The organism is Nocardia sp. NBC_01388 (assembly GCF_045040085.1).
In the GTDB taxonomy this organism is placed as follows: Bacteria; Actinomycetota; Actinomycetes; order Mycobacteriales; family Mycobacteriaceae; genus Nocardia.
The window spans coordinates 5,279,329-5,291,787 of sequence record NZ_CP109553.1; the positions used below are offsets into that span (position 1 = coordinate 5,279,329).

Genomic DNA, 12,459 nt, shown 5'->3' on the forward strand with positions numbered 1-12,459 from the left:
CGAAACTGGACTGAATTTCGCGCTACCGGTCCGAGTTCGTCCCCGGATTCCCGTTCCCACCGGCGAGCCGATCGAGCAGCGGAGTGGTGCGCGGACCGACCAGCGAGCGCATGATCAGCGCCATATTGGTGCGTTCCACACCCGGGATCTTGAGGATGTGCCCGGCGATCCGGTAGAGATCATCCGCGTCCTGAGCCACGACGCGGGCGGTCAGATCGGTGGGACCGGTCATACCGCAGACCTCCGTGACCTCCGGAATCCGCGCCAATTCGGCCACCACCGCGTCCAATTTGTGCTGATCGACGACCACCGCGACAAAAGCTGCCAGCGGATAACCGAGAGCCCGCGGTTCCACCCGCCGCTCGAAGCTGGCCAGTACCGCGTTCGCCTCCCATCTGGCCAACCTGGCCTGCACGGTATTGCGGGAGAGGCCGAGTCGCGCGGCCAGTTCCACCCCGGTCGCCCGGGGGTTGGCCACCAACTCCAGCAATAGCCGGGCATCGGTGGCGTCCATCGCCCCGGAGGCGGGTTCATTACTGGACATGAAACGCAGTATGACACGCCGAGCGGGCCACTGACCGAGCATTCTGCACAGTTTCGACCTTGATACTTGCGCAGATCGCTTAACAGAGGATGCTTGGTGATACAGGACACACATCGTTGCGCACGGGACACAATCCCACGGTGATAACGGTGTACCCGGTGGTTCGAGGAGGCGATACAAATGCCCGAAAAGAACACCTACCCGGTGCAGCTGGTCCAGCCCGACGGCCATCGCGTATTCGATCGTGTGCACGCCCCGCTGGTGGCCGATGCCGGCCGCGACGAACTGCGCGCCATGTACACCGATATGGTCGTGGCCCGCCGGATAGACACCGAGGCCACCGCACTGCAGCGGCAGGGCCAGTTGGGATTGTGGCCACCGCTGCTCGGCCAGGAGGCGGCGCAGGTCGGCTCGGCCCACGCCCTGCACTCCGACGATTACGTGTTCTGCTCCTACCGCGAGGCCGCCGTCGCCTACTGCCGCGGCGTGCCCCCGGAGGATATGACCCGGCTCTGGCGCGGCGTCGCCCATTCCTGCTGGGACGCGGACGCTTACCGGATGACCAATCCGGCGATCGTGGTCGGCGCACAGGGACTGCACGCCACCGGATACGCCTACGCCGCCCATCTCGAGGGCGCGGAGATCGCCACCATCGCCTACTTCGGCGACGGCGCCACCAGTCAGGGCGATATCTCCGAGGCGCTCGGCTTCGCCTCCTCCTGGGGTGCGCCGGTGGTGTTCTTCTGCCAGAACAACGGCTGGGCGATCAGCGCGCCCACGCGGGTGCAGAGTGCCACGCCGATCGCGCGCCGGGCCATCGGCTACGGCATTCCCGCCGTGCAGGTGGACGGCAATGACGCACTCGCGGTCCTGGCCGTGACCCGGCAGGCGCTCATTCGCGCCCGTACCGGCGGCGGGCCGTCGTTCATCGAGGCCATCACCTATCGAATGGGCCCGCACACCACCGCCGACGATCCCACCCGCTATCGCGATGCCGCCGAACTGGAGCTGTGGCAGCGGCGGGATCCGATCGATCGGCTGCGCCGGCTGCTGGAGCGGGAGAGGCTGTGGGACAGCGCTTTCGAACAGCAGGTGAAACAGCGCGGCGACGAGATCGCCGCCCGGCTGCGCAGCGCCACGCTGAGCATGCCCGATCCGGAGCCCATGGAACTGTTCGAGCACGTGTACGCCACCCCGCACCGTCTCGTCGAGCAGGAGCGCCGCGAGTACGCCGCCTATCTGGAGGGAGTCCGGCCATGAAGACGACATTCGCGGGCGCGATCAATTTCGGTATGCGGCGCGCCCTGGAGGACGATCCCAAAGTCATTCTGATGGGCGAGGACATCGGCCGGCTCGGCGGCGTCTTCCGGGTCACCGATACGCTGCAGAAGGATTTCGGCAACCGGCGGGTCATGGACACCCCGCTGGCCGAATCCGGAATCATCGGAACGGCTTTCGGAATGGCACTGCGCGGACTGCGGCCGGTGTGCGAAATCCAGTTCGACGGATTCGTGTATCCGGCGTTCGACCAGATTGTCTGCCAGGTGGCGAAGATTCACTATCGCACCAAGGGAAAAGTGGTCGCGCCCATCACCATTCGCATTCCGTTCGGCGGCGGCATCGGATCGGTGGAACATCACTCCGAATCGCCGGAAGCGTATTTCGCGCATACGGCGGGGCTGCGCGTGGTATCGCCGAGCAATCCGGCGGATGCGTATCTCATGATCCGGCAGGCGGTCGCGCTGGATGATCCGGTGATCTTCTTCGAGCCCAAGCGGCGGTACTGGGACAAAGCGGATGTCGATTTCGAGCAGCTCGACCGGGACGGGGGGCCGGCGCTGGACCAGGCCCGGGTCTGCACCAGCGGCGATGATGCCACCGTGGTCGCCTACGGCGGGACCGTCGCCACCGCTTTGACAGCCGCCGATATCGCGGCGAGCGAAGGACATTCGCTGGAGGTGATCGATCTGCGCAGCCTTTCGCCGATCGATTTCGACACCATCGAAACTTCGGTAATGAAGACCGGTCGGTTGATTATTGTGCACGAGGCGCCGGTATTCGGCGGACTCGGCGCGGAGATCGCGGCCCGCATCACCGAACGCTGCTTCTACCAATTGGAAGCGCCGGTCCTGCGCGTCGGCGGCTTCGACATCCCCTATCCCCCGGCTAAACTCGAACGGCACCACCTGCCCGACCCCGACCGCATTCTCGCCGCGGTCGATCGCACGCTCGCCGCCTAACGGTCAATTGCCTTCGGAGGAAGCTCGGTGGAACAGCAGCAGCACGTCATGGAATTTCGATTGCCCGACCTCGGTGAGGGATTGGCCGACGCCGAATTGGTGTCGTGGCAGGTGCAGGTCGGCGATACGGTGGAATTGAACCAGGTCATCGCCGAGGTCGAGACCGCGAAAGCTCAGGTGGCACTACCGAGCCCATTCGCGGGGACCGTGGTGGAGCTGCTCGCGCAGGCGGGCGACACCGTGCTGGTGGGCGCACCGCTCATTCGCATCGGTACCGCCGTGGAGGCGCCGACCGAACGGCAGGCGGTGCTGGTGGGCTACGGACCCGATAGCGAGCCGGTATCGCGGCGTGCCCGGGCGGCCGCCGCACCGGCCTCGGGGACGAGAAGCGGTGCACCGGTGGGTGACTCGATGGGACGGCCCGCCGCCACCCCCGGGGCGCGCAAGCTGGCTCGGGAGATCGGCGTCGATCTGACGGCCGTCGCCGGGAGCGGTCCGGAGGGGGCTGTCACGCTGAACGATCTGCACGGCGCGCGGCCGGATGCCCGTGCGGCCGATGTCATTCCGATCCACACCGCGCCGCCGGTGACGCCCGTGGGCTCGGCCACGAGCACGGCCCGCCCGGTGCCCGCCGAGCGCGAAACCCGTACGCCCATCGCCGGAATCCGCAAGCGCACGGCCGCGGCCATGGTGGCCAGCGCCCAGCATATTCCGCAGGCCAGCACCTTCGTGACCACTGATTTCACCGGTTCCATGGAACTGCTGGATCATCTGCGCGCGACACCCACCTTCGCGGGGCTGACGCTGACGCCGCTGGCGCTGGTCGCCAAGGCGACACTGGTTGCGCTGAGCGAATTCCCGGACCTGAACGCCTCCTGGGACGAGGCGAATCAGGAGATCGTCACCAAGCACTATGTGAATCTCGGCATCGCGGTCGCCACCGAACGCGGGCTGATGGTGCCCAATCTGAAGGACGCGCACTCGCACAGCCTGCGCGACCTGTCCCAGGAGATCAGCGATATCGCGCAGCTCGCGCGCAGTGGCGGCGCCACTCCCGCCGAACTCACCGGCGGCACCTTCACCCTCACCAATGTCGGCGTCTTCGGCGTGGATACCGGTGTCCCACTGGTGAACCCGGGCGAAGCGGCAATCCTCTGCCTCGGCTCCATCCGCAAACGCCCCTGGGTGCACCGCGACGAACTGGCCGTCCGCTGGGTCACCACCCTCGGCCTCAGCTTCGACCACCGCCTCATCGACGGCGAGCAGGGCTCCCGCTTCCTCGCCAGCATCGCCGCCCTCCTGGAAGACCCCCTCACGCTCCTCGGTCGCGTCTGACCGACGAAACAGCCTGTGCCCCTGCCGAACAGCCTCTATCGGGGCTGCGCGACGGCGACGCGGGCTGTTCGGCGAATACAACGCTGCCGGACCGGCTCGCAGCCGTCGGACGGGGATAGCGCCGACGAAACAGCCCGCGCCGCTGGCGAACAGCCTGTATAGGGGCTGTGCGGCAGCGGCACGGGCTGTTCGGCCGGTGGGAGTTCAGCGGGGTTCGGCGGCGGACGCTCCTACGAGAAGTTCTGCGGCTGCGCGGATTGCGTCGGGGATGGGGACCGGCGTGCGGGATTCGTCGTCGACGTAGACGTGGACGAAGGTGCCGGTGGCGGCGAGCTGGAGGGAGTCGCCGGCGTCACGGAAGATGGCGAGGTCGTAGCTGATGCTGGAATTGCCGAGGCGGGCGATGCGGATGCCGACCAGCAACTGGTCGGGGAAGCTGATCGAGCCGATGAAGGTGCAGGATGTCTTGGCCACCACGCCGATGGCGGGTAGGTCGCGGATATCGGTGCCGGTCGCGTGGATGAGCCACGCGTTCACGGCGGTATCGAAATAGCTGTAATACGTCACGTTGTTCACGTGACCGTAGTGGTCGTTGTCCGCCCAGCGCGTCGGCACCGGCCAGAGCACCGGGTAATCCTGCTGCTGTGTCATATTTTGCCCTCCGCTTCGCTCCGGGCGGTTCGCGGCCCCGAAGTCTCGTTCTTCCCTCCCTCCGCTCCTCCGCTTCGCTCCCCCGCTCCAGAACGAGACGGGCCGCGAACTTTGGGTGGATGGTCTCGCGCGTGAACTTTAGTCTGCTGCCCTCAGGCTCGTATCGGGACTAAGCCGTGCGCTGGTCGGAGGTATTGCGGTGGTCGCGGGGGCTGATGCCGTGATGGCGTTTGAAAGCGGTGCTGAGGGCGAAGGCGCTGCCGTAGCCGACGCGGTGCGCGATGGACTCCAGGGTGGCATCGGATTCGTGCAGCAGATCGGCGGCCAGGGCCAGGCGCCAATCGGTCAGGAAGGACATCGGGGGTTCGCCGACGAGTTCGGTGAAGCGGCGGGCCAGGGCGGCGCGGGAGACGCCCACCTCGGCGGCCAGCGAGGCGACGGTCCAGGGGTGCGCGGGATTGTGCTGTATCAGGCGCAGGGCCTTGCCGACCAGCGGATCGCTGTAGGCGTGGTACCAGGCGGGAGCATCGGCGCGGGCGAACCAGGCACGCAGGGTGGCGATCAGCAGCAGATCCAGGAGGCGATCGAGCATGGCGCTCTGGGCGGGCAGCTCCTTGGCCGACTCGTCGACGAGCAGATCCAGGACACGCGAATCGATTTCACCGCGGCTGAGCACAGCAATGGGCGGGAGGGCCCGTAGCAGGCGGCCGCTGGCGGCGGACTCCTGTTCGTAACTGCCGGTGATCAGCACCGTCCGCGCGTCGGCGCTGGTGCCCCAGTTGCGAATACCCAGACTCAAGGCTTCGCAGAGCACTTCGCCGTCGGGAGTGGTGGTGGTCTGACCGGGATGGACGATGGCCTGCGGGGCGGTGCCCGGATCGTCGGCGAGGGTGTAGTGATCGGGGCCGCGGAAGAGGGCGATATCGCCCGCGTGTAGTTGTCGAGGCGGAATCGGCTTGCCGCCCTTCGGATCCGGCACGATCCAGCCGTCGCCGCGGACCACGGCCACCAGAGTCAGCGGCGCCTCGTCCCGGATGCGCAGCGACCAGGGCGGATCGAATGAGGAACGGATGACGAACGCCGCCCGCGCGCGTGGTCCTTCGAGCAGGCTGGCCAGAGCATCCATATGTAGACGATGGCAAATGCCCGCGCGCTTCTCAACCATGTTTACGCTCAGGGTTTCTCGGTGTACTTGTCTCATGACGAACACAGAGCACGCGAACAGCGAAAACACCGTCCTCGTCCTCGGCGCCACCGGTAAAACCGGCAGCCGGGTGGCGGCTCGTTTGACCGCCCTCGGCGTCCCGGTGCGATCCGGTTCGCGCACGGCGGCAATCCCCTTCGACTGGACCGACCGCGCGACCTGGGGACCGGCGCTGGCCGGAATCGACGCCGTCTATCTCTCCTATCAGCCGGATCTGGCCGTCCCCGGGGCCGATGCCGATATCAAGGCCTTCGGCGCTCTCGCGGCCGAGGCCGGGGTGCGGCGGCTGGTGCTGCTGTCCGGGCGCGGTGAGCCCGAGGCGCTGGAATGCGAAGCGATCGTGCGGGATTCGGGCCTGGAGTGGACCGTGGTGCGGTGCGCCTTCTTCGCGCAGATCTTCAGCGAGGGCGCGTTCGCGGATGGCATCCTGGCCGGCGAGGTGGCGCTGCCCTCCGGGGATGTCCCCGAACCGTTCGTGGACGCCGAGGACATCGCGGATGTGGCGGTGGCGGCGCTGACCAGCGACGGGCATACCGGACAGGTGTACGAACTCACCGGGCCGCGGGCGCTGACCTTCGCGGAGGCGGCGGCCGAGATCGGGCGGGCGATCGACCGCGAGATCGCGTTCGTACCGCTGTCACGCACGGATTTCATTGCGGCCCTGACCTCCTACGGTGTGGCCGCCGATGAGGTGAGCCTGCTGGACTATCTGTTCGGCACGGTGCTGGACGGGCGCAATTCGCAGCTCTCCGACGGGGTGTTCCGCGCGCTGGGCCGCCCGGCGCGGGACTTCGCCGAATATGCCCGCGACGTGGCCTCTTCCGGTGTCTGGTCGGTCACAGCGCAGGCGTGATCTGTCGGTGCCCGGGCCTACACTGGAGTACGAAACAGCTTGCAGTACAGAAGTTTCGGATCACAGCCGGAAGCGTCGACGGGGCCGCGAGGGCTGTGGGTGCAGGGGAGCTGCCGGCTCGGCCGGTAGCGTCGTACCGATGGTCGCTGCGACGCCCGCTCCTCCGATCCGAATCGCCCGTACCGCACTGTTCGCGGTGTTCGGACTGAACGGGATGCTCTCGGCCCTGTGGATCGTGCACATTCCGGCCGTCACGCAGCGGGCCGGGGTGTCGCACAGCGCCCTGGGCATGCTCATCCTGCTCATGGCGGGCTGCGCCATTGCCGGTATGCAGGCCGCCGGGCCGCTCGCCGACCGCCTCGGCAGTCGTACCCTGACCGCCACCGCCGCGACCATCCTGTCCGTGGCGCTCATCGGCCCCGGCCTGGCCACCACGCCCGCGACACTGGCAATCGCCCTGGCCGCCTTCGGCTTCGGCAACGGCATGCTCGACGTCTCCATGAACGCCCAGGCCGTCCACATCGAGCGCGCCTACCCCCGCCCCATCATGTCGGCCTTCCACGCCTGCTTCTCCCTCGGCGGCTTGCTCGGCTCCCTCGCCGGCGCGGCCGCCCAGCGCGCCCACTGGAGCATTCACACCACCCTCCTGCTCTCCGCCGCCCTCGGCCTCACCCTCGTGGCAATTTGCACCCCCCGCCTGCTTCCCCACCAGCCCAGCACGAGAACCCGCACGTCCCAGGATCAAGCCCCACAGACCGCCGAGAGTCGCACTCCGCAGCAGAGATTCAGCGCGCAAACGACAACCGGCGCTCAGGACGCACCAGCCGAGAGCGGGCAACAGCGGATCGATGAGCACGACAATCTCGGGGCGGCAGATGCAGGCAGCGAATCAGAAGCCCCCGCTGCACCGGACCGAGAAGCGTTGCACGACAGCACCGAAGAGTTTGCGGCCGAGCGGCGTGCTGCCATAGGCACCACAAGGAAGGTGTTGGTGCTGGGGGCTATTGCGTTCGCGGTGTTGATGGCGGAGGGGGTGGCGGCGGATTGGAGTGCGTTGCAGATGCGGGATCGGCTGGGGGTGCAGGTGGGGACCGCGGCGCTGGCCTATGGGGCGTTTTCCACGACCATGACGGCGGGGCGGTTGGTGGCGGATCGGGTGAGCGGGCGGTTCGGGCGGTTGGCGGTGGTGCGGTGGGGCACGGTGCTGGGAGCGGCCGGGTTCGGAGTGATCGCGGTGTCGGGGTGGCTGCCGCTGACGCTGGTGGGGTGGGCGCTGTGCGGGATCGGGCTCTCCGGGGCGGTGCCGCAGGTGTTCACGGCCGCAGGCAATTTGGGGTCGGCGAATGCCGCGACGGATATGTCGCGGGTGTTCGGTCTCGGATATGTGGGGCTGCTGGCCGGGCCGGCGATCATCGGGTGGCTGACCAAGCTGGTGCCGCTCACCACCGCGATGGTGGTGCCGCTGGTCGCGCTGCTGTTATGCGCCCGGGGCGCTCGCGTCGTCGCCACGCGCTAGGCGGCGCTCGCGGGCGGACGCACCGAAGTCGCCGATGGTCTCGGCGTGGTCCAGGAAGTCGTCGACCATGCGGTGGTTGAGCACGGCCAGGGCCTTCAGATCCTCGGTGCTCCAGTCGGCCAGGGCCTCCTGCATCCAGTCCCGCTGCACCTCGCGAATGACATCCACGGCCTGCCGGCCGGTGGCGGTCGGGCGAACGAGCTGGGCGCGGCCGTCGCCCGGGTCGGCGACACGCTCGATGTACCCGGCTTTTTCGAGGCGCTGAATCTGCCGGCTCACATGTGGCGCTTCCACATCGAGGCGGATGGCGAGCTCCCCGAGGCGCATGGGCTCCCCGTCGTCGCAGAGCACGCGCAGTAGCGGCACGCTGGCGCGATCCATGGAAACACCGCACTTGATCATGGCGCGATCGTGGCGGCGGACCCGGGTGAGCAGGTAGGCGACGCGGGCGAGCGCGCCTTCGAGTTCGACTATGTGGGCCGAGTCGACTCGGGGAACGGAGGTGGATTCCGGCGGCGGCATGTGGTTATCTTACGAGACACATTTACTTAATTTTGGTAAGTAATCTGAAGGATTGCCGAACATGACTACGACCGCTGCCGGTCCGGTCGCCGGAACCCCCACCGACGGCCACTCGAAGACACATCTGGCCCTCACCCTGCTGGCGCTCAGCGCCGCCGGTCTGGTCGTATCGCTGCAGCAGACCGTGGTCATCCCGCTGCTGCCGCACATGATGGTGCAGCTGGGCACCAATGCCGCCGGCATCCAGTGGCTGTTCACCGCCGCCCTGCTCAGCGGCGCGGTCGCCACCCCGTTGCTCTCCCGCTTCGGCGATATGTACGGCAAGAAGCGCATGGTGCTGATCGCCATGGGGCTGCTCATTCTCGGCTCGGTGATCTGCGCCTTCGCGACCTCGCTGGGCGTCTACATCATCGGCCGCGCGCTGCAGGGCACCGCCTCGGCCATGATCCCGCTAGCCATCGGCATTCTGCGCGATACCTTTCCGCCGGAGAAGATGGTCACCGCCATCGGCGTCGTCTCCGGCACCATGGGCGTCGGTGGCACCGTCGGCATGCTCATGACCGGTGTCATCGCCGACCACACCACCAACCCGCACCCGGTCTTCTGGGTCACCGCGGGACTCGGTGTGCTCGCCGCCGTCCTGATCCAGTTCACCGCCAAGGACACCGGCGTCCGGCACGGCGGCTCCCCCGACTACGTGGGCGCCGCACTGCTGGGCGGGCTGCTGATCACCCTGCTGCTGGCCATCAGCGAGGGCCCGGCCTGGGGCTGGAACTCCGGCAGCGTGCTCGGCCTGTTCGGTGCGGCGATCGCGCTCACCGTGGTGTGGGTGTTCGTGGAGCTGAAGGTGAAGCAGCCGCTGGTGCGACTGCCGCTGCTGGTCGGCCCGAAATCGCTGACCGCCAACCTGATTTCGCTGCTGCTGGGCGCCGCGCTGTTCGGATCCTTCACGCTGGTCTCCAATTTCGTGCAGACCCCGGCCGACAAGGTCGGCTACGGCCTGTCCGGTTCGGTGATGGCCGTCGGCCTCTACGGCATTCCCAGCGCACTGCTGATGACGGTGTTCTCCTTCCGCACCGGCAAGATCGCCGCCCGCATCGGCGCGGCCTACACCCTCGCCATCGGCTCGGCCTTCGCCGCCGCCTCCATGCTGTGGACCGCCGGGTTCCACGAGCACGGCTGGCAGATGGTGGTCACGAATGTGCTGCAGGGCACCGGATTCGGTATCGGCTACGCCGCGCTGGGCACCCTGGCCGTCATGCATGTGCCGATGAGCGAGAGCGGTATCGCGTCCGGGATCAACTCGCTGGTGCGCACCGCCGGCGGCAGTATCGCCGGTGCGGTCACCGGGTCGATCCTCACCTCGCAGGTCATCGCGCACACGCATGTGCCGACCCTGCACGCCTACGTGCTCAGCTTCACCCTCCTCGGCATCGCCGCCCTGCTGGCCGCGATCGTCGCGGTGCTGCACGGTCTGCGGCACGGGGGCGAGTAACCGCGCAGCACCATCGAATTCGCGCACAATCGAATTCGAAAAGAGCCGGTCGATACCCATCGACCGGCTCTTTCTAGGTCAGCACCTCGGTGCGGTCACCGTCGACGACCACCACGTGATCATCGGTCAGCGCCCAGTGCGGAACACCCACGGCGAGGTAGTCGCGCACCAGCTTCCGGGAATGCCCCTCCGGATCGGTGGGCGAATCCAGATGCGGGACGATGCGGCGATTCACCAAACCCAGTCCGTCCCAGCGCGGTTCGACGCCGCAGGCGGTGCGCACCTCGGCCGGATCATCGGTCGATTCCAAACCGTGCAGGTCAGGGGTCATGACACAGGCGCCCGCGCTGTATCCGGCATAGACCAGCGCGTCTGCCGCGAGCAGCCGGGTCAGTACGACATCCGCTCCGCTGCGCGCGAATTGGGCGCGCAGTACGAAGGTATTGCCGCCGCGCACCCACACCATCGGATACTCCGCCAGGGTCTGCTCCAGTTCGGCGGTCCGGCCGATGTAATCCCGCAGATCGACCACCTCCGGCTGGAAACCCAAGCGGCGCAGCGGGAAAAGATCGCTGGTGACCGCGCTCTGCCAGGCCGACGGCCAGGCATCGCAGGCATTGGCGATGACCGCGACCCGCCCCGGCTCGCCCACCAGGCCGAGCAGCCGGTCGGTGTGCGCGCCGAATCGATAGCTGGACAGGAACAGTCGCACGGGGTCTCAGATGGTGAAGGCGAGGCCGCGAACCAGGCGATTGCCCAGTTCGATATCACCGGCGAGGGTGAATTCCCCGAGGTGCGCATCGGCTGTGGTGCGGCCGCCGCGCAGTCGCGCGAACAGGCCGGAACTCAGGGTGAGCACGACATCGGCAGGGCCGTCCAGGTTTTCGACCGGATTGGCTCGGCTGCCGATTACGGCGATGTGCAGGGTCCGCACCACCGGTCCGGTGATCTCGAAGGTGATGCGCGCGCCGTCCTGCGCCCCACCGCCCTTGACCACCGCTCGGCCGATGCCGAAAACCAGTTCGGCGAAGGCGGTTTCGGCCCGCAGACCACCCTCGTCGATCCGCACGCCGAGACCGTCGGCGATATCGAGCCCGTGCATCCAGCAGTCGAACAGGCGAATCCGCATGAACCGGCCGTAGGGCGTCATGCCGACCGGGGACGGCACATTCTCGGCCCACTGCTCGGGAGTGAGTTCGGCGAGCTGCTTCAGCCGCCGCGTGGTCACCTCGTGGAAGTGCGCGAGCAACTGCGCGCCGGGCAGCGGCCGCAGCGACACGATCCACTTCTCGTTGAGCGCCCCGATCTCATTGTGAATATGCTCCCCCGCCACCTCGACATCCGGCACCGGCTCCCCGGCCAGCAGTGATTCGGTGCCGATCACGTGCGCGAGCACATCGAAGACGGTCCAGCCCGGCAGTGCCGACGGGGTGCGCCAGCCCTCCTCGTCCAGTCCGTCCACTAGACGGGTGAGGGCGTCCCACTGGTCGGACAGGGTCGCCGTGATGACGGTCCGATCCGGCACCGTGTCGGTCATGCGGTGGTTTCCTTTTCCTCGTCGGCGAGCCGGGCCAGGCCGGCCCGGATGGCAGCGGCGGTGCGTTCCGGGTGGTGCGGCCGCCGCAGGACGAAACCTTTCGCGAAAGTTAGGGTGTCGCCCTTCCAACGCGGGACCACATGCAGGTGAACGTGATGCACGGTCTGAAATGCGGCCTTGCCGTCATTGAGCAGCAGGTTGGCGCCGTCCGCACCGAGATCGCTGCGGCGCATGGCCTTTGCCAGGCGGTGGCCGAAGGTGAAGAGCTGTGCGCCGAGCGCATGGTCCAGCTCGTCCAGATCGGTCGCGTGCGATTTCGGAATCACCAGCGTGTGCCCACGGGTGATGGGCCTTATATCGAGGAACGCCATCAGGATGTCGTCCTCGAAGATCTTGGTCGCGGGTGCGTCGCCCCCAACGATCCGGCAGAAGATGCAGCCGCTCACCTTGCAGACATTACGGCGTAAAGGTGACCCGCGACACCCCTCTCAACATTGAGTTGTCCGATTTTGTCGCCACCCCGTGTGACGCCCATCTCCGCTACGCTCACCGGCGACCGGGT

13 protein-coding genes are annotated in these 12,459 nt (G+C 67.5%); 6 read left to right on the forward strand and 7 right to left on the reverse strand.

Going from position 1 to position 12,459, the window contains the following annotated elements; genetic code table 11:
• Nucleotides 1–22: 22 nt before the first annotated feature.
• Complete coding sequence (locus tag OG716_RS25910; RefSeq protein ID WP_405133317.1) at nucleotides 23–544, reverse strand: Lrp/AsnC family transcriptional regulator; 522 nt, start codon at nucleotides 542–544, stop codon at nucleotides 23–25.
• Between the two features lie 180 nt (nucleotides 545–724).
• On the opposite strand from OG716_RS25910, the gene pdhA reads away from it, so the two are divergent.
• Genes pdhA through OG716_RS25925 form a run of 3 tightly spaced genes read left to right on the forward strand, consistent with a single transcriptional unit; the run spans nucleotide 725 to nucleotide 4,119 of the window.
• Entirely contained in the window at nucleotides 725–1,804 is a 1,080-nt protein-coding gene (gene pdhA, locus OG716_RS25915; RefSeq protein WP_405133318.1) for a pyruvate dehydrogenase (acetyl-transferring) E1 component subunit alpha, read from the forward strand.
• The gene (locus OG716_RS25920) at nucleotides 1,801–2,784 is read left to right on the forward strand and encodes an alpha-ketoacid dehydrogenase subunit beta (protein WP_405133319.1); all 984 of its coding nucleotides are present in this window, start codon (nucleotides 1,801–1,803) and stop codon (nucleotides 2,782–2,784) included. The genes pdhA and OG716_RS25920 overlap by 4 nt, the downstream gene beginning before the upstream one ends.
• A 48-nt stretch (nucleotides 2,785–2,832) precedes the next feature.
• Nucleotides 2,833–4,119 carry a dihydrolipoamide acetyltransferase family protein gene (locus OG716_RS25925; RefSeq protein WP_405139914.1) on the forward strand — a complete coding sequence of 429 codons (1,287 nt, stop codon included), beginning with the start codon at nucleotides 2,833–2,835 and terminating at the stop codon, nucleotides 4,117–4,119.
• Nucleotides 4,120–4,323: 204 nt separating this feature from the next.
• Here OG716_RS25925 and OG716_RS25930 read toward each other — a convergent pair whose 3' ends face one another.
• Together OG716_RS25930 and OG716_RS25935 are read right to left on the reverse strand one after the other, a co-directional pair.
• Nucleotides 4,324–4,770 (reverse strand): acyl-CoA thioesterase, encoded by a 447-nt coding sequence (locus OG716_RS25930; RefSeq protein ID WP_405133320.1) that lies wholly within the window; start codon nucleotides 4,768–4,770, stop codon nucleotides 4,324–4,326.
• A gap of 169 nt (nucleotides 4,771–4,939) precedes the next feature.
• Nucleotides 4,940–5,896 (reverse strand): cupin domain-containing protein, encoded by a 957-nt coding sequence (locus OG716_RS25935; RefSeq protein ID WP_405133321.1) that lies wholly within the window; start codon nucleotides 5,894–5,896, stop codon nucleotides 4,940–4,942.
• Nucleotides 5,897–5,969: 73 nt separating this feature from the next.
• Here OG716_RS25935 and OG716_RS25940 point away from each other — a divergent pair, with 73 nt between their 5' ends.
• A complete protein-coding gene (locus OG716_RS25940) occupies nucleotides 5,970–6,827 on the forward strand; it encodes an NAD(P)H-binding protein (protein WP_405133322.1) in 858 nt (285 codons plus the stop codon).
• Between the two features lie 139 nt (nucleotides 6,828–6,966).
• The gene (locus OG716_RS25945) at nucleotides 6,967–8,343 is read left to right on the forward strand and encodes an MFS transporter (RefSeq protein ID WP_405133323.1); all 1,377 of its coding nucleotides are present in this window, start codon (nucleotides 6,967–6,969) and stop codon (nucleotides 8,341–8,343) included.
• Here OG716_RS25945 and OG716_RS25950 read toward each other — a convergent pair.
• Entirely contained in the window at nucleotides 8,305–8,865 is a 561-nt protein-coding gene (locus tag OG716_RS25950; RefSeq protein ID WP_355131128.1) for a MarR family transcriptional regulator, read from the reverse strand. The genes OG716_RS25945 and OG716_RS25950 overlap by 39 nt on opposite strands.
• A 61-nt stretch (nucleotides 8,866–8,926) precedes the next feature.
• On the opposite strand from OG716_RS25950, the gene OG716_RS25955 reads away from it, so the two are divergent.
• Complete coding sequence (locus tag OG716_RS25955; RefSeq protein WP_405133324.1) at nucleotides 8,927–10,360, forward strand: MFS transporter; 1,434 nt, start codon at nucleotides 8,927–8,929, stop codon at nucleotides 10,358–10,360.
• Nucleotides 10,361–10,433: 73 nt separating this feature from the next.
• On the opposite strand, the gene OG716_RS25960 is transcribed toward OG716_RS25955, so the two are convergent.
• From OG716_RS25960 to OG716_RS25970, 3 genes are read right to left on the reverse strand one after another with little or no spacing between them, the layout of a single operon-like run.
• A complete protein-coding gene (locus OG716_RS25960) occupies nucleotides 10,434–11,072 on the reverse strand; it encodes a Type 1 glutamine amidotransferase-like domain-containing protein (RefSeq protein WP_405133325.1) in 639 nt (212 codons plus the stop codon).
• Between the two features lie 6 nt (nucleotides 11,073–11,078).
• On the reverse strand, nucleotides 11,079–11,897 hold the full coding sequence (locus tag OG716_RS25965; RefSeq protein WP_405133326.1) for a maleylpyruvate isomerase N-terminal domain-containing protein: 819 nt from the start codon (nucleotides 11,895–11,897) through the stop codon (nucleotides 11,079–11,081).
• Nucleotides 11,894–12,343 carry an HIT family protein gene (locus tag OG716_RS25970; RefSeq protein WP_405133327.1) on the reverse strand — a complete coding sequence of 150 codons (450 nt, stop codon included), beginning with the start codon at nucleotides 12,341–12,343 and terminating at the stop codon, nucleotides 11,894–11,896. Before OG716_RS25970 ends, OG716_RS25965 begins: the two co-directional genes overlap by 4 nt.
• Between the last annotated feature and the right edge of the window lie 116 nt (nucleotides 12,344–12,459).

Coding starts and splice junctions, on each gene's coding strand:
- OG716_RS25940 (WP_405133322.1), top strand. CDS start 5,970: ATGACGAACACAGAGCACGCGAACAGCGAAAACACCGTCCTCGTCCTC.
- OG716_RS25930 (WP_405133320.1), bottom strand. CDS start 4,770: ATGACACAGCAGCAGGATTACCCGGTGCTCTGGCCGGTGCCGACGCGC.
- pdhA (WP_405133318.1), top strand. CDS start 725: ATGCCCGAAAAGAACACCTACCCGGTGCAGCTGGTCCAGCCCGACGGC.
- OG716_RS25955 (WP_405133324.1), top strand. CDS start 8,927: ATGACTACGACCGCTGCCGGTCCGGTCGCCGGAACCCCCACCGACGGC.
- OG716_RS25965 (WP_405133326.1), bottom strand. CDS start 11,897: ATGACCGACACGGTGCCGGATCGGACCGTCATCACGGCGACCCTGTCC.
- OG716_RS25935 (WP_405133321.1), bottom strand. CDS start 5,896: ATGGATGCTCTGGCCAGCCTGCTCGAAGGACCACGCGCGCGGGCGGCG.
- OG716_RS25925 (WP_405139914.1), top strand. CDS start 2,833: ATGGAATTTCGATTGCCCGACCTCGGTGAGGGATTGGCCGACGCCGAA.
- OG716_RS25945 (WP_405133323.1), top strand. CDS start 6,967: ATGGTCGCTGCGACGCCCGCTCCTCCGATCCGAATCGCCCGTACCGCA.
- OG716_RS25920 (WP_405133319.1), top strand. CDS start 1,801: ATGAAGACGACATTCGCGGGCGCGATCAATTTCGGTATGCGGCGCGCC.
- OG716_RS25950 (WP_355131128.1), bottom strand. CDS start 8,865: ATGCCGCCGCCGGAATCCACCTCCGTTCCCCGAGTCGACTCGGCCCAC.
- OG716_RS25910 (WP_405133317.1), bottom strand. CDS start 544: ATGTCCAGTAATGAACCCGCCTCCGGGGCGATGGACGCCACCGATGCC.